Source organism: Clostridium novyi NT, from assembly GCF_000014125.1.
Classification (GTDB): Bacteria; Bacillota; Clostridia; order Clostridiales; family Clostridiaceae; genus Clostridium_H; species Clostridium_H novyi.
Genome location: NC_008593.1, coordinates 2126908 through 2144188 on the forward strand (window position 1 = coordinate 2126908; position 17281 = coordinate 2144188).

18 protein-coding genes and 1 riboswitch are annotated in these 17281 nt (G+C 26.8%); of the genes, 2 read left to right on the plus strand and 16 right to left on the minus strand.

Annotated features, from left to right (window positions below):
- Window positions 1–13: 13 nt before the first annotated feature.
- From NT01CX_RS09870 to NT01CX_RS09885, 5 genes are all read right to left on the minus strand, one after another.
- Window positions 14–319: a DUF4491 family protein gene (locus NT01CX_RS09870; protein WP_011722902.1), complete on the minus strand. Its 306-nt coding sequence runs from the start codon at window positions 317–319 to the stop codon at window positions 14–16.
- 19 nt (window positions 320–338) lie between these two features.
- Window positions 339–503 (minus strand): hypothetical protein, encoded by a 165-nt coding sequence (locus NT01CX_RS12345; RefSeq protein ID WP_187146696.1) that lies wholly within the window; start codon window positions 501–503, stop codon window positions 339–341.
- A 126-nt stretch (window positions 504–629) separates the two neighbouring features.
- On the minus strand, window positions 630–2069 hold the full coding sequence (locus NT01CX_RS09875; RefSeq protein WP_011721582.1) for an IS1182-like element ISCno1 family transposase: 1440 nt from the start codon (window positions 2067–2069) through the stop codon (window positions 630–632).
- A 170-nt stretch (window positions 2070–2239) separates the two neighbouring features.
- Window positions 2240–3049 (minus strand): Cof-type HAD-IIB family hydrolase, encoded by an 810-nt coding sequence (locus NT01CX_RS09880; RefSeq protein ID WP_011722903.1) that lies wholly within the window; start codon window positions 3047–3049, stop codon window positions 2240–2242.
- Between the two features lie 68 nt (window positions 3050–3117).
- Entirely contained in the window at window positions 3118–3564 is a 447-nt protein-coding gene (locus NT01CX_RS09885; protein ID WP_039226375.1) for a hypothetical protein, read from the minus strand.
- 670 nt (window positions 3565–4234) lie between these two features.
- Here NT01CX_RS09885 and NT01CX_RS09890 point away from each other — a divergent pair.
- Window positions 4235–4822 carry a helix-turn-helix transcriptional regulator gene (locus tag NT01CX_RS09890; protein ID WP_039226378.1) on the plus strand — a complete coding sequence of 196 codons (588 nt, stop codon included), beginning with the start codon at window positions 4235–4237 and terminating at the stop codon, window positions 4820–4822.
- Window positions 4823–4985: 163 nt separating this feature from the next.
- Here the strand turns inward: NT01CX_RS09890 and NT01CX_RS09895 are convergent, their stop codons facing one another.
- From NT01CX_RS09895 to guaB, 11 genes are all read right to left on the minus strand, one after another.
- Entirely contained in the window at window positions 4986–5201 is a 216-nt protein-coding gene (locus tag NT01CX_RS09895) for a hypothetical protein (RefSeq protein ID WP_039226370.1), read from the minus strand.
- 335 nt (window positions 5202–5536) lie between these two features.
- Complete coding sequence (locus NT01CX_RS09900) at window positions 5537–6970, minus strand: HEPN domain-containing protein (RefSeq protein ID WP_011722906.1); 1434 nt, start codon at window positions 6968–6970, stop codon at window positions 5537–5539.
- Window positions 6971–7468: 498 nt separating this feature from the next.
- Window positions 7469–7789: a hypothetical protein gene (locus tag NT01CX_RS12495; RefSeq protein ID WP_242648488.1), complete on the minus strand. Its 321-nt coding sequence runs from the start codon at window positions 7787–7789 to the stop codon at window positions 7469–7471.
- A 51-nt stretch (window positions 7790–7840) separates the two neighbouring features.
- Window positions 7841–8473, minus strand: coding sequence for a tyrosine-type recombinase/integrase (locus NT01CX_RS12500; RefSeq protein WP_011722907.1), 633 nt, complete (start codon window positions 8471–8473; stop codon window positions 7841–7843).
- Window positions 8445–8714 carry a hypothetical protein gene (locus tag NT01CX_RS12505; RefSeq protein WP_011722908.1) on the minus strand — a complete coding sequence of 90 codons (270 nt, stop codon included), beginning with the start codon at window positions 8712–8714 and terminating at the stop codon, window positions 8445–8447. The genes NT01CX_RS12500 and NT01CX_RS12505 overlap by 29 nt, the downstream gene beginning before the upstream one ends.
- Window positions 8707–8916 carry a DUF3173 domain-containing protein gene (locus NT01CX_RS09910; protein ID WP_011722909.1) on the minus strand — a complete coding sequence of 70 codons (210 nt, stop codon included), beginning with the start codon at window positions 8914–8916 and terminating at the stop codon, window positions 8707–8709. The genes NT01CX_RS12505 and NT01CX_RS09910 overlap by 8 nt, the downstream gene beginning before the upstream one ends.
- 576 nt (window positions 8917–9492) lie before the next feature.
- A complete protein-coding gene (locus NT01CX_RS12550; RefSeq protein ID WP_011722910.1) occupies window positions 9493–9618 on the minus strand; it encodes a hypothetical protein in 126 nt (41 codons plus the stop codon).
- A 233-nt stretch (window positions 9619–9851) separates the two neighbouring features.
- The gene (locus NT01CX_RS09915) at window positions 9852–11417 is read right to left on the minus strand and encodes an AAA family ATPase (protein WP_011722911.1); all 1566 of its coding nucleotides are present in this window, start codon (window positions 11415–11417) and stop codon (window positions 9852–9854) included.
- Window position 11418: 1 nt separating this feature from the next.
- A complete protein-coding gene (locus NT01CX_RS09920) occupies window positions 11419–12477 on the minus strand; it encodes a hypothetical protein (protein ID WP_242648489.1) in 1059 nt (352 codons plus the stop codon).
- 440 nt (window positions 12478–12917) lie between these two features.
- On the minus strand, window positions 12918–14450 hold the full coding sequence (gene guaA, locus NT01CX_RS09925) for a glutamine-hydrolyzing GMP synthase (RefSeq protein WP_039224299.1): 1533 nt from the start codon (window positions 14448–14450) through the stop codon (window positions 12918–12920).
- A 218-nt stretch (window positions 14451–14668) separates the two neighbouring features.
- Window positions 14669–16123 carry an IMP dehydrogenase gene (gene guaB, locus NT01CX_RS09930; protein ID WP_011722914.1) on the minus strand — a complete coding sequence of 485 codons (1455 nt, stop codon included), beginning with the start codon at window positions 16121–16123 and terminating at the stop codon, window positions 14669–14671.
- Between the two features lie 144 nt (window positions 16124–16267).
- Window positions 16268–16365, minus strand: a riboswitch (purine riboswitch).
- 135 nt (window positions 16366–16500) lie between these two features.
- Here guaB and NT01CX_RS09935 point away from each other — a divergent pair.
- On the plus strand, window positions 16501–17238 hold the full coding sequence (locus NT01CX_RS09935) for a tRNA 2-thiocytidine(32) synthetase TtcA (protein ID WP_011722915.1): 738 nt from the start codon (window positions 16501–16503) through the stop codon (window positions 17236–17238).
- Window positions 17239–17281: the final 43 nt, after the last annotated feature.

Consider the following 17281-nt stretch of genomic DNA (forward strand, 5'->3'; position numbering starts at 1 on the left):
TGTATCCCCCTTACTAATGTCTACCTGTTTTTTTATTTAATCTTTTAGGGTTTTTAGGAAACCAACCCTTTTTTACACGTGTTTCTTGCTCAAATATTTCTATTATACTCCATAAACAAGAAAATCCTATAACACCCAAAATGGCACTACCCATTTGATTTTTAGTAACTATAGAAGCGGTCAAAAATACAATTCCTACAACCAAAAATATAGGCCATATTCCTTTTCCAAAGTAATACTCCCCTTTTATAACTATTGGATGAAATGCCCCTATAATTAAAAAAGCACTAAGTCCAATTAAAACTCCCTGAATATTCATTAATAATCCTCCCAAACTTTTATTTAATTTTATTCCAAAATGATTTTTCTATATGCCAAAGCTTATCTATTATAAAAAATTTTATATTTTTAATAATACAAACTGCTTTTTTCACAAACCATATACTTATAGGTATAAAAAACATTACCGCAATTATCGTTAATATCTCATTAATTAACTCCATATTAATTCCCCTTTATAATTTATATTTCCTATATATAAATTATAACACTTAATAAAATAAGAAACAGCCTAAAAACTAGGCTGTTACAGATTGTTCAAAAAGCCCCCAACAATTGGGGGCTTTTGTTTACGCCAAAATTCTTTTATGCGATAGCATTCGAAAAATATTTATTATGTATGTTAATTTGGAATAAATTTGAATTAATGTACACAAAAAATAATGCGATAGCACCATGGCTATCTTTTTCATATTCTGAACTGCCGCTGTAAGTAAGCATTGTTCAGAAACATTTTTAATTCCTCGCATGCGACAATAACGTAGCCCATGTAATTCTTTTGAATCAGCAAAGCTACGCTCAATCTTTTCTTTACGTCGTTTGTAAATACTTTTACCTTTTTCTGTTTTAGTAAAGCTAAAAATTTGATCTTTATAGTCTTCCCAAACATGACGACGTATAGTTCTATTAATGGATTTATCAGATGTTAAGCAATTATTTTTATATTTGCAATAAGCACAATGCTCCGCATTACTTAAATATTCTTTATAACCTTCCCTCGTAGTAGTTCTATATTTTAAAAAGCAATTATTAATACACACATATCCATCTAATTCTTTAACATACTGAAATCTATATTTTGTATATTTTCCTTTAACATGGGGTCCTAAACGGAACCCAAAAACACCTTGATAATTTTTGTCTGAAATTTGTTTACAAATAGGATTCGTAGAATATCCGGCATCTGCTACTAAATATTTTGTATTAAAATTAAACTTTTCTATTTGAGTTTCTATTCTTTTAACATAAGGATCTACATCGTTTATATTCCCGGGAGTAACATGAACGTCTGTTATAATATTATACTTTCCGTCAACAGTTCTATGATCTAAATAAAAAAAGCCTTTAGGTTTTCCATCTCTAACCATATATCCACTGTCTGGATCAGTTGTACTTACTGTTATTTCCTTAGTTTCAGCTATTTTAGTCTTTTTTTTTAGAGGCTTTTTATTATGATTAATTCTATCTTTATTAATGTCATTCTCTAATTCATCAAAGTATTCCTTTGTGGATTTAGTTATTTCTTTTTTAATAAATTTATGTTTATTAGCGTTAGCTTTTAAGTGAGTAGAATCAGTATATAGAATTTTGCCATCAACCAAGTTTCTATTAATAGCTTGAAATACAATATTATCAAATATTTCTTGATGTATATTTGTATTACTAAATCTTTTTGTTCTATTCTGGCTTATAGTGGAATGACTTGGTATTTTATCAGTAAGTCCATATCCTAAAAACCATCTGTAAGCTACATTTACCTGGATTTCTTTTACAAGCTGACGCTCTGAACGTATACCGAATAGGTATCCGATAAAAAGCATTTTAAATAATACAACTGGGTCTACTGAAGGTCTGCCATTATCAGGACAATATAAATCCTTAGTTAAATCTCTTATAAATGAAAAATCTATGTATTTATCTATTTTTCTAAGTATATGATTTTCAGGTACTAAATTTTCTATATAAACTAGTTCTAATTGATTTTGTTTTCTTTCATTATTAGTAAGCATTTTTCCTCCGTAGGAGCCCTAACGGGCTAAAAGATTTATTGGTTTAAAATATATATTCTACATAAAAACTAAAAACCCTTTTTGTAATAAATGTAAAAAGGCTGTTGACAAATTATGTTTATCAACAGCATGAAACAGCCTAAAAACTAGGCTGTTAAACTTTAAATTATTTATTTCATAAAATAGTCTATAGCGTAGCTAACTCCATTTTCATCATTTGATAAAGTAATAAAATCTGCTAATCTCTTTATTTCTATATTTGCATTTGCCATAGCAACACCAAGACCTGCCACCTTAAACATACCTATATCATTTAACTCATCGCCAATAACCATGATATCTTTATGATCTATATTTAAATGCTCTGCTAATTTAGATAATCCATAACCTTTGTCTACATTCTTAGCCATTATTTCAATTAAATAAGGCATACTTCTAACTACATAGCAACTGTTTATAATATTTTTATCCATGTTTTCAATTATATTATCAATTTTGTGAGAGTTATCCATAATCATAATTTTTACAAGCTTTAAGTTTTCTATACTGTCTTTGCTTTTATCAAACATTTTTATTGTTTTAAATACTAAATCTGCATCACGTTTCATCTCTTCATTGATTTCACAATTATAAGCTAAATAATCCTTGTCTGTTACTAATACTACACCTATTTCTTTGTCTTCAAGATAGCTCAAAATTTTATTTGTTTCTTCCACATTTAAATATTTAGCAGATATAGTTTTAGTGTCATTTCCATTACTAACATAGCTTCCATTTTGGCTTATGATGTATTCATCATCTTTGCACAACCCAATTTCCTTTGCATAAGGTTCTATTCCACTGTAAGGTCTTCCAGTACATATAGCTACTCTTATACCTCTTTTCATAGCTTCATTAATTGTAGCTATGTTTTCTTTAGATACCTTCTTATCACTATTTAATAATGTTCCATCCATATCAATTGCTATTAATTTGTACACTTATAAATCACCTTTTCTTTTGTATGTTGTATTTACATCCCCTTAACCTTAAATTTCACATAAACGTATTAATCAAGCAACTTACCCTCTAAGTAAGAATACTGTAAGTATTGTGGATTACTGTAATATACAGATGAATTAAAATCTGATATTTCATCACTTATAAATGAGTTAAATACTTCAAATAAAACATCCACCAAATTATTTTGCTCTGAAAGTACACTTACTATTAATCTTTGATACACTTTTCCGATAGACTCAACACTTGGAACATTATATTCACATAACGCAACAGTATCAAAATCACCCTCTTGTATATTAAAATATTCTATTATTTCATCTGAAACTTGTTCAAATGATAAACAATGATTAACCTCTGCAATTTCTAATTGTCTTTGTAGTTCTTTCTTACCTAAAATTTGAACAATTGTTGACCTTCTATTTTTAGTTTTTCTCCCTATAAATTCTATAAGAGAACATACATAGAATAAATCATTTTTTAATTCATCACTAATCAATAATTTCACCTCTTTCAAATTTAAGGCAATTTAACAATCTCCCCTGAAGCATGATATAACATATAAAATATCACTCCTTATTACCCATAAGATATGTTATCTATTATTGTTTATATTATATATTATAACTTACCTATATTAAACCTTTTACTCTTGGCTAATTTTTCAAGTTCCAATTTCAGTTTAATCTCTCTACTAAAAACAACACAAGAAAAATAGCCTAAAAACTAGACTGTTATATTATAATCTATAAACTGAATTTTATAAAAATCCTCTAAATCCTGTATGCTTATATCTTCAATTGTTGTATTTTAAATTTCTTCTGCTGTTGGAATTGATTTTTCCACTTCATCATAAATTTCATATAATTTCAATATAAAAACACTTATTCCTTAATACTCCGCCTCTATGATATTATTAATACATCAATAACTTTGTAAAACTTTTGGGAAATAAAAAACTACAAAAATAAAAACTAATAATTGTATTTTTACGAATAAATAACGGCATTAAGAAGCCATATATACTATTACAATTAGGATGTAAAATACCTTTTACATCCCTTTTTTCTCACTATGTAAAAGCCCTTTGATAGCCTATTTCTCTTGAAGGTTATATGATAACTTTAGATCAAGAGAAACAAAAACAACATAAAGGAGGTAATGTCTTGAATCTTCATACTCAAATAAAGAAATATAGAACAAACTTGAACTTGTCACAAGAAGAACTAGCAGAAAAAGTTTACGTCACTAGACAAACTATTTCTAATTGGGAAAACAATAAAAGTTACCCAGATATTCATAGTCTTCTTCTACTAAGTTCATTATTCAATATATCTCTTGATCAATTAATCAAAGGAGATATAAAGATTATGAAAGAACAAATTAATAAAAGTGAACTTGAAAAATTCAATCGTGATGGATCAGTATTTACAATATTATTAATAGTATTAATTGTGTCTAGCGTCCCACTAGCTGTATTTTTCCATTATTACGGCCTATTTATTTCAGGTATAATATGGATTATATCAATGTTCTATGGTCATAGACTTGAGATATATAAAAAGAATAATGATATTCAAACATATAAAGAAATTGTAGAATTTACTAAAGGAAAGAGACTAGACGAAATTGAAAGGGCACAAGAATATGGCAAAAGACCATATCAAAAGTTTCTAGCAGTTTTTATATGTTGTCTCATATCATTTGTTGTTTGTATGTTATTCGTGTGGTTATTGAAATCATATATATTTTAAAAAATATTTCAATATCATTACTTTAATAATAGAGATTTAAAAATAAAATATATCAGAATAAAAAACCTTAGAAGCCATAATAAATTATGCATCCAAGGTTTTTTATTCTGATAGCCACTGAATAGTTGCCAGTGGTTTTGAAGTTACACATTTATATTCCTTTTTACAGAATAGTTTCAAGTACTTCATATTTTACAATGAAAGAGGTATTTAAAACATTCCTTCTGTACACTTTAGCTTTAATAATACTTCTTATCCCCTTCAAACTTTCAAGTTCTTTGTATTTTTTATATGCTTCAAATTCTGAATCACATTTAAAAATTTCTTTCCCATATGTTTTAGAATTACATAACACTAACAATTCTATTGATTCTGTCATATTATTTTTTACCTTCCTTTTATAACTTTTATATGTCAATTACATTTTAAAATAATAAGCAAAGTTAACCAACCTTTTTTAATTATAATTATAAAATAAGCCCATTTTGTAGGTTATTGATAAAATAACTACTACAAAACAGGCTTTAAAATTTAAACTAATATTCTATTTTTATTCCCACTCAAGAACTTTATTCTTATTAAAATCCACTTATAATCAATCATTCCAAAAATTATTCTTATTTTGGTGGTGTTTATGGTGGGAAATTTTATTTATTATAATAATATTTTTCATAAAATATAAAAATACTATTTGACTAATTCTATATAATTATTTTATCTCTTTCTTTGTATTTTCATTTGAGCATTAATAATTGAAAGAGTTTCAGAAATTCTCCCCCATCTCTCATTTAATTTTTTTATTATCTTCAATCCATCAGTAAAACCTAATTCTACCAAAATATAATATTCTAATATATAAAGTAAACTTCTATTGTATATAGATAGTTCACTTTCTGTTAAAACTCTACTTCTTTCTTTAATTGCTTCATCATAATGTATATAATAATTTCTAGTATTAGCAATTACCTTTGGAAAATCATAATATTTAATATCTCCTGTATCGAAGTGTATTTGAAATTCAGCTAATAATAAATCTGCTAATCTACTTTCTAACGTAATAAACTTATAAGAATTTGCTATCAAAAAAGTTGTATCCTTTTCAACCCATTCTTTAGGTCTATTATTTAAAATTTTTGTTTTTATTCTTTCTTTAAAATCACTTAAATTATTTGTTTTAAACCTAGAATGATATGTCTCTAATGCTTGAACTATATTTAAGAAAACTCGTATATTAGAAATTGTTTTAGAGTATATAATTTCTAAATATAATTCTATAACTGGTTCAAATGTCTCGTACTTTGAAAAATACTTTGAAAAACTATCGTTATTAATTAACTCAGAAAGATTAATCCATTTCATAGTTTCTACGTAATCTACTTTACTTTCCTCATTATTTAAATCACAACTAATAATTTCAATTAGTCTTTCTACTTTCTTTTTATCATACATATCATAAATATTATTGGACATTCCTGTTAATTTACTTGGATATATATTTCTTAATGTAGAAAGTTCCATTAATCTTTTTATCTTATTAAATATTTCTACAAACTTATCAATTGATTGTTCATTTTTAAAGATAATTGCTATATTACCACTCTGATTTAGAACTATGTTTTCTTTTAAAAGGTCATGTGAAACAACTGGTAACATACTATTACTCACCCAATATTCAACAACAAATTCATCATTTTTATAAACTTCTTTTTTTACATCACCATTATGTGACAATTCAAAATTATCGCTAATTTTATATGCAGAAATACCTCCCCATGCCAATATATTAGCCATTCTAAAATTCATCCTACTAAGTTCTAACTTTTTATCCGTTTTTTCTCCTACACCTTTAACCAAATATTTAGAATGATAAGTATAAACACTTCTCCCTTCCGATATATTATTACTCATACCTTGTCTTTTACAGCTAATTAATGAAAATTTAAATCCTGTACTAAGCTCTCCTACTAAAAAATCAATATTCATAGGTAAATCCAATAAACTTGCTCGTGCTTTTGCTATATTAATATTTATTAATATACCACCTTCATTTTCATTTATATAAAGATCACATCTATACTCTTGGTCATTGAGATATACCTTGCCACTTCCCGTATAATTTAATCCATGTTTACACCTTAATCCTTCCATTAATTTTACTTTCTTATAATCATAATAACTTTCTTCTAGAAAAATTATTTTGAAAGAATACTAAGCACTTTTTCCATAATTACATATACTTTTTATTTAAAAATCACTAATTAACTTTTTACATGCTTCAAAATACTTCATAGTACGTTTTAAATCATTATCATATATTTCAGATAATTTTCTATATAATCCATATACTTTTGATTCTTAGGCTTAGTTAATATTTCAACTGCAATAACAATTTCTTATGAGAAACCATAATTCAATAAGTCATTTCTATTTTAATAATCGTTTAAATTTCAAATATCCACTTTTTAAGTTAATTATATCTAATTATTAATTTCAAAGTCCATTCCAAATGCAATTTACAGTTAGGCTCTCGGAGCATAATTCTTTGACCTTACCGCCTATCCTAGAAAAAGGCTCATACCATAACTAGGTTATCATGCTCCTACTCACTGTAAATGGTAAACCCTACGGGCATTTTCCATTAAACAACTAAATCAACCTCATCTTATTATTAACCGATTGATTTCCATTAAATTTAAGTTTAGTTAACTTAGCAATATCAATTTTTATATTTCCACTTATCTTTTTAGCTATTTCAATATCTGCTCCACTCCATAAATGTGAATAATGTTTAAGAGTAATCTCTGGACTAGAATGCTCCATACATTGTGATAAAACAAGAACCAATACATTAAATTTATTAATTAGGTACAAAGCATGAGAGTGACTTAATCCCTTTGCTTGTATCTTCTTTACTACCGCTAATTTTGAATATCTAGTAATTATCCTATATATAGTTGACTTAATCATGGGACTACCATCATAAGAAAATACAAAGCATTCTTCACCCCCTAACCCAATCTATCTTTGTCTATTTCTCCAATCTTTTAAAATCTTTACTGTATCATCATCTAAAGCAATTATTCTTTTACCATCTTCTGTTTTTGTATAAGAATTTTTTCTCCACTCTTTTCTATTTTTAACTATCAACATATGATGAACTTTTAAACGTTTCTTTTCTAAATCTACATCATTCCAATATAGAGCAGTTCCTTCGTTAACTCTAATTCCAGTCATATAATAAACCCATAACATTACAAAATTTAAATGCTCATAAAAATCTTTTATATAAATTTGATTAATAACTTTTTCAAACTCTTTTTTAGTCCAATATGGAACTATAGTTTTACCTTTAGATATAGCTTTGACTTTTTTTGAAACATTCTTTTCTAAGTATTGCATTTCAACTGCTTTATCTAAACTTTTTCTTAAAGTTCCAAATAAAATACTACAATACCCTTGTGAAAATCCTTCTCCACCACTTTCTTTATCAGTTAATATAAATTTCCTATAATTTTGAATATCTTCTATTGCAATATTTCTAAGTTGAATATCGCCAAATCTTTTAATTAGTTTATTAAATATTGCTTTTCTAGTACTAAAAGTACTTTCCTCAACATCTGTTCTATAATATGAAATATATACTTCTCTCATAAGTCATTTTATAATTTGAATAACTTTCAGCTTTATGATATTCTCTTTTTAAACGAGTTAACTCTTTATTAGATTCTAAAGCGGAAGAAAATGGCTTTCCATTCCTATCTTTTCTTCCTTTTTTTCTTATTCTTTTTCCAGTAATCTTATCAATTCCAAATTCTGATTGATAAAAAAATCTTCCTTTATTATCTACATAAACGCCTGGATACTTCGTTGTATATTGTGTTTTTTTATTCATTAATACCACTCTTTTCTATTTCAAAAGAAACTCCTAAAATTTCTTCAACAACTTCTCTTGGCACTCTTCCCAAACGTTTATTATTGTAATACGGACAACCTCTTTGAACCATAATAGCTTTAGCTTGTCTAACTAAAGATATAGCTTGATATTTTTTATATCCCATTCTCATTAAATCATCTTTACATACAGTAACACCCATCTTTTACTCTCCCTTCTGTATATCAATATTCTTCTTCATTTATTAACTCTAAAATACGTTGGTCTATTAAAGTTCTATCCGCTACATTTATTTTTTGTTTTCCATTCTCAATTAATTCTTTTAAATAGATCCCCGCAAATTTCCTTCTTCATTATCATTCTAAAAAATTTTCTATCATAAATATTTTCTCCTATATACTTTTAACTTTGAATATGCAAATTTTAATACAGAAAAAAGTATTTGAGATAAGAAACAACATATTAAACTTATGGCTAAAGTAAAATAACAACAAGCCATTCTATCAATATAATGATTAAATAATCCTTCACTAATAAGATTTATAAGGAAAAATAAAGTTTTTATCAAAATATAACTAGCATAAATTATATTCTATATAACAACGCAAATAATATTAAAATTACCAATACTCTAAAAAATAATTCTTATAATCACTAAATTTCCCCATAATTAATCTCCTTCATATTTTTTAGTTACAATAAATTACATTTAAATATTTTTAGTGGTTCTCTTTAAAATACTCTAATTATTCTTTTCTTTATTACTTTCTCATTTCTATTAGTAATAAAATTTCAATTCATCATCAAATTTATCAAACGCTTCATTATTTTTATCACCAACATATTCATCATTAGAAAATATATCATCATACATATAATCTAATTTTTCGTTAATTGTCTCCATTAACTGCTCTTCTTTTAAATTCTATTTTTTATTTAGTTTTCAAATAACATAAAAAATCTCACTTTAATCAAACTAATATAAACTTTTCAAAATCTTTTTTTACTGACCTAATTGCAATACTTCACTTCGCTTCAAATCAATATTTTTTTATTTTTAAGAATAAATAAAAAAGAAGCCTTTAAACAATAAAAGCTTCTTAAATATTATTTTTTTAGAAATCATAATAATTACTATCAGTTAAATTTGTTATCTATAGATTTGTAATATTCTCTTATTACTACATCCTCAACTTTTCTTTTTATGCTACGTAAATTATTGTCTTCACTTAGTTGATATAACTCATTTTCTATAGAATTAAACACTATCTCTATCTTTGTATTTTTATAGATTTTTTCTATTAATTTTTGTGCTATTTCTATAGCAAATTTTTTCTTTTCTTCTTTAGGCAAATCAACAAAACAATAAACCATATCAAATCTTGACTTTAAAGGATTTGGAACATCATTAATATATTTTTTTCGTGACATATTAGAAGTAAATATAATAATATATCCATCCATATTATGTTCTACCCCATGTCGGTCAGTAAATTTACCATCTTCCAAAAGCTCATAAAAGAAATGAAATACACTTGGAGTTGCTTTTTCAAATTCATCAATAAGAATTATTTTAGACTTTGAAATTTTCATTTTATTAATAAGCTCTCCACCTTCTTGACTGCCAAGATAACCTAAAGGTGAACCAATCAAACTATTTAATACCCCTTCATTTGAATAATTTCCAAAATTAATTTTTATTAATTTTTCTGATGGATATATTGTTTCTGATAGCATTTTAGCAAATTCTGTTTTACCTATTCCTGATTTTCCAGTTAAAAAAATAGAAAATATCTTACGCTCTCCCAATTCATTTAGAAATATATACTTTTTTAAATTAAATTTAAAATCACTTTTAAAATCATCATGACCTTTTAATCTATCATTAATTATGTAAAATATTTCTTCAACATTATATTTATTACCACTAGTTTTTTCAGGTGTAGATACTACTTTCTCATTATAAAAAAAATCCTTATTTATTTTAAATGTAAATGGTAGATAAGTCTTTATATCCTCTAACTTTTCATCACAAACTAAAAATTTAATATTTTTTTTATAAATAAAAATTTGTCTAAGTAAAATTTCAAAAGTTAATATCAAATCCTTTCTTGATACAAATAAATCAATTAATTGGGTAATATCAATATACTGTATTTTATTAGAACTAAAAAAATCTTTTATACTTTCTATATTAAAACTATAACTATTATTATCAATTCCACTAAAAAGACTACCAATGGATATAACCTTATATTTCTCTAGGCATTTATATAGCATAGATTTGCTATACATCAATAATGGCATAGGTTCAATATTTCTATTATCTATAGATTGTATATTTTTATTTGTATTTAAGCTTTCATCTAACCTTTTGACATATTTATCATCTATATAATCAAATATATATGGAAATTTATCAATAAAAGCTTCTCTATGTAAATAATTTAACAAGAAAACAGCATTTGTAAATTCATCTGTAAGTTTATCCAAATATTGATCTAGAAATATCTTATAATATATGTTATCAAATGCTAAAGCCGTAATATCAATTAAAAAATCATCAAAATTTTCATTCTCAAGATCATTTAAATTCCGTGCCATGTTTAAAATTAAACTTATACTAGTAAAATTACTTTTAGCGAAATCCTTTTTTAAATCTTCTAAATTTTCACTGCTATAAACATATAATATTTTTTTCACACTATTCAGACTCCTCTATATTTAACTCCTGGATAATAGCTATAATATCAATTAAATGATATTTTTCATTCAACTTATTATGTTTAAACTCAAATGGACATAATTGTTGACTTTCTTGTACAATGCTACTTTTCATAACATCATCACTCGGTATAACTTTAGAATTATTATAAGAATCAGACATCATCTCAAGAAATTTAGATGATACACTTTCCCTCTTTGAAAAATCAATTTCTCCTCTATAAATTCCAATTAAACTAAGCGTTCCAAGTTGTAAATCATTATGTTGATACCCATTTTCAAAATTTTCATTTGATTTATACGGTAATTGAAATATATACTTAGAGTTTGACTCATTTTGTCCCATTTTTTGCTCAAATACATAATCTATTGTAAAATCATCTAGCATTTTTTCCATCATTTTATTCATATTAATTTCTATGTTATCATCGCCTTGATTTTTTATCTTACTATCTTGGAGAACATTTAACATCAAAACTGTGTCATCAACATTTCTTCTCTGCAAAGCTATTTCCTTAAACATAGTTAGCTGTCCCGTTTTAAGATTTGCGTTATTTTCATTATTATTTTGTTTTACTTTATCATATATTTTTCTAAGCATTATAGATTTTGTTGTCTTAACATCAAAATTTTCATATACTCTTTTTTTGGTATTTTCTTCTTTTTGAATATGGGCATCCGATGTTGCTACGTTTGCTTTCATACCATATGAATATGATGATTTTAGTAGTTCTTCAGATACTTGTTCTTCTTCTACTTTTTGCATTACCTTATTGTCTATTAACATTGCTATTTCGTGTACTTTGGATATGTTTACATATAATAAATTGAATAATTCTGATTCATTTTTATTTTCCTCACTATATCTTTTGTCTATATTATAGTTAAAAGATATAATTCTACTGATTAAAAAGGCTATAATCAATGTAACCAAAATAAAATTATTATTTTTATCATAAAAAGTTTTTATAAGCGAGCTAGACTTTGATATATATATAATAATTAATGTAGTTAATGATACTATTAGACTCATATTCATCGAAAAATTATACTTAAAAACCAAACCTAACTTTGGAGCAATAAAACATAATATCAATGGAATCCACATAAAATACTCATTAGCTCTAAAATATTTCATAATAAAATATATGTTTATATTCAAAAAAATAAAAATACAAACATACCCAATAAACTCTACAATATTTTTAAACGATAATACTTTTCTATTAAATAAAAAACTGAAAATAACTTTCCCCCCCTTCCTAAATTTATTATAATTACTAAATTAATGATATCATAAGTGTTAATTTATAAAAAGATCTATTTATCATAGTGTCATCTAAGTATATTTTATGATAGTAAAATAATACTTCTAAATCTTTTAAATTGTAAATCATATAAAACAAGCCTATTTTATAGATTATTAATTAAAATAACTACTACAAAACAGGCTTTAAAATTCAAACTAATATTCTATTTTTATTCCCACTCAATAGTTGCTGGTGGTTTTGAAGTTACATCATAAACAATTCTGTTTACTCCCTTAACTTCATTAACTATACGACGACTTACTTTGTCTAATACTTCGTATGGGATTCTTGCCCAATCTGAAGTCATAGCATCACTTGATGTTACCGCTCTTAATGCTATTGTGTGGCAGTATGTTCTTTCATCTCCCATAACACCAACTGATTGAATGTTAGGAAGACATGCAAAGTATTGCCATATCTTTTCTTCAAGTCCTGCAAGTGCAATTTCTTCTCTGAATATTGCATCTGCTTCTCTTGTTATTTCTAATTTTTCTTCTGTTATTTCTCCAAGAACTCTTATTGCAAGACCTGGTCCTGGGAATGGTTGTCTCCACACTAATTTGTGAGGGATTCCAAGTTCTTCTCCAACTGCTCTAACTTCATCTTTGAATAGTTCTCTTAATGGTTCTATTAAAGAGAATTGCATGTCTTCAGGAAGTCCTCCAACATTGTGGTGACTCTTTATTGTAGCTGATGTGTTAGTTCCACTTTCAACTACGTCTGGGTATATAGTTCCTTGAACTAGGAAGTCTATTTGTCCAAGTTTTCCAGCTTCTTCTTCAAACACTCTTATGAATTCTTCTCCGATTATCTTTCTCTTTGTTTCAGGATCGCTTACTCCTTTTAATTTTCCAAGGAATCTTTCTCCTGCATTTACTCTTATAAGGTTCATATCAAATTGCTTCTTGAATATAGCTTCAACTTGATCTCCTTCATCTTTTCTAAGTAAACCGTGATCAACAAATACACAAGTTAATTGTTTACCAATTGCTTTATGAACAAGTACTGCCGCAACTGATGAATCAACTCCACCTGATAATGCACAAAGCACTTTTTTGTCTCCTACAAGTTCTTTTATAGCTTTTATCTTTTCTTCAGCGAAAGATGCCATTGACCAATCTGCTTTAAGACCAGCTACTTTAAATAAGAAGTTTCCAAGCATTTTTTGTCCGAATAATGTATGTTCAACTTCTGGATGGAATTGAACCCCATATATTTTCTTTTCTTCGTTTGCCATTGCAGCTACAGGACATTGATCTGTTGTTGCTATTATTTTAAATCCTTCTGGAATTTCTGATACATAGTCAGTATGGCTCATCCATGATTGATCTGCTTCTTTTATTCCATCAAATAAAGGTGATTTGTTATCAATCTTAACTTCTGTTTTTCCGTACTCTCTTATATCTGGACTTTCAACTTTTCCGCCTAATGTATAAGCTGTTAATTGATGTCCATAGCATATTCCAAGTACAGGTACTCCAAGTTCAAATATTTCTTTTTCTACTCTTGGAGTTCCTTCACCATAAACACTGTTAGGTCCTCCAGTAAATATTATAGCTTTTGGATTTTTCTTTTTTATATCTTCAACAGAAGTAGTGTATGGTATTATTTCGCAATATACATTGTGTTCTCTAACTCTTCTTGCGATAAGCTGGTTATATTGTCCACCAAAGTCCACTACTAAAACTAATTCACGTTCTATAGCCATTCTTTATCCTCCTAGTTTCTAAATATATCTTTATTAATTAAAGGCGCTAGATTTTTATATTGTTATTTTCTTATTCTAGCGCCTAATTTTACATTTTGTACTATGATATTATTTTAATATATCATAATTAGTATTACCTAATTTATAAGTCATATGTTATAAGCTTTTTATTAGTTATGTCTATTTATTTACTACACAATATAAATTTTATATTATCCTTGAACACTGTAGTTAGGTGCTTCTTTAGTAATTGAAATATCGTGTGGATGACTTTCTCTAAGTCCTGCTGAACTTTGAACTACAAATCTAGAAGTTTCATATAAATCTTTTAATGTAGCTGATCCTAAGTATCCCATTCCTGAACGTAATCCACCCATTAATTGATATATTGTATCTATGACAGTTCCTTTAAATGGTACTCTTCCTTCAACACCTTCTGGAACTAATTTTTTATTATCTTCTTGGAAATATCTATCCTTACTTCCACTTTCCATAGCTGCAAGTGATCCCATTCCTCTGTAAACTTTATAACTTCTTCCTTGGAATATTTCTATTGATCCTGGAGCTTCTTCGCATCCTGCAAGCATAGAACCCATCATAACTGTTGTAGCACCTGCTGCTAAAGCTTTAACCATGTCTCCTGAATACTTGATTCCACCATCTGCAATAACTGGTATTCCATATTTGTTTGCTTCTTCAACACAATCCATAACTGCTGTAAGTTGAGGAACTCCAACACCTGCAACAACTCTTGTTGTACATATTGATCCTGGTCCTATACCAACTTTTATACAGTCTGCTCCTGCTTCTATAAGATCTTTTGTTGCTTCTGCTGTAGCTACGTTTCCTGCTATTACTTGAAGTTCAGGATATTTTGCTTTAACTTCTTTTACTGCAACTAAAACTCCTTTTGAATGTCCGTGAGCTGTATCAATTGTGATAACATCTACCTTAGCTTTTACTAATGCATCAACTCTATCCATCATATCAGCTGTTACTCCAACTGCTGCACCACAAAGTAATCTACCTCTATCATCTTTTGCTGCATTAGGGAACTTTCTAACTTTTTCTATATCTTTAATTGTGATAAGTCCTTTTAAATTATTTTCTTTATCTACTAAAGGAAGTTTTTCTATTTTATGACCTTTTAAAATTTCTTTAGCTTCTTCAACTGTTGTGTTTTCTGGAGCTGTTATAAGATTTTCGCTAGTCATAATATTTTTTATAGGTTGAGCGTAATTTGTTTCAAAAGCAATATCTCTATTTGTAATTATTCCTACTAATTTTCCACTTTCAGTTATAGGTACACCTGATATTCTATATTTAGCCATTAAATCTAATGCATCTTGAACTGTATTTTCTGGTGATAAATGAAATGGATCTGTTATTACTCCATTTTCTTGTCTTTTAACTCTATCAACTTCCATTGCTTGTTTTTCTATACTCATGTTTTTGTGGATTATTCCTATTCCACCTTCTCTTGCTACTGCTATTGCCATTTTAGATTCAGTAACTGTATCCATTCCCGCACTTAAAACTGGAATATTTAATTTAATCTTTTTTGTTAAATTTGTTTTTAAAGAAACATCCTTTGGTAATATTTCAGATTTATTTGGTACTAATAATACGTCATCAAAAGTATAAGCTTGTTTTAAAATTACTGCCACTATAATCAACTTCCCTTCTCATTTTATTATTAATAATATTCAATATATTTTGCATTTTAATGATAAAATATAATCAAAAAGCATCAATTTCCTCTACTTATAATTGTAGCGTTTGTCTACTTTATTATAAGGAGTGAAATTGATGCAACAAGTCCACTCACTCATAGTCGGAAATTTTAGGTTTCCGGTAGAAACTCCCTGCCATATCCAGGGTATATATAAGTGATATTTTATTTCTCTGCGTTTTTTATTATATCTATTTTATTTGAGTTTTTGAATTTTGTCAATTTATTTCTGTTATTTTTGATAATAAACTTGCAAAAAACATATTATCTTGTAGTATAATATGTTATTGTACACTATAAAGGAGGATAACCATGATAACCTTCAAAAAAGAATATAATAGACAGTTTTTAAGGTATTTAAGAAAATCAATAGAAGAATATAATATGATTTCTCCCGGTGATAAAGTAGCTGTCGGACTTTCAGGGGGTAAGGATAGCATATTTTTACTTTTTGCTCTAAAATTAATACAATTGACCTCTATAAAAGATTTTGAACTAGTTGGAATAAATATTGATTTAGGTTTTGAATTAAATATTTCACCTCTAGTTGATTTTTGCAATAATAACAACATTCCTATAATAGTAGAAACAACTAATATAGCCGAAGTGGTATTTGAGGATAGAAAAGAGAAAAAGCCTTGCTCTTTATGTTCAAAGCTACGAAAAGGTGCCTTAATTAGAGTTGCTAGAGCAAATAATATGAATAAGATAGCTTTAGGTCATAATAGCGATGACGTTATTGAAACCCTATTTATGAACGTTTTAAAGGTAGGTAAACTTGGTACTTTTCATCCTAATATACATTTTGATGATAAGGATATTAGTATAATACGTCCTTTAATATATTTAAGGGAAGATTTAATTGAAAAACTCACAGAAAAATATGAACTTCCTGTAATTAAAAGTCCTTGTCCTATGGATAAAAAAACTACTAGAGAAGATATGAAAAATTTACTTATATCACTTGAAAAAATTTATCCTGATGCTCAAAGAAATATTATTACATCACTTTCAAATGTTGATTTAAAAAATATATGGAAACAAAAATAAGAGGATACCTAAATTAAGGTACCCTCTTATCTTTATATTTAGC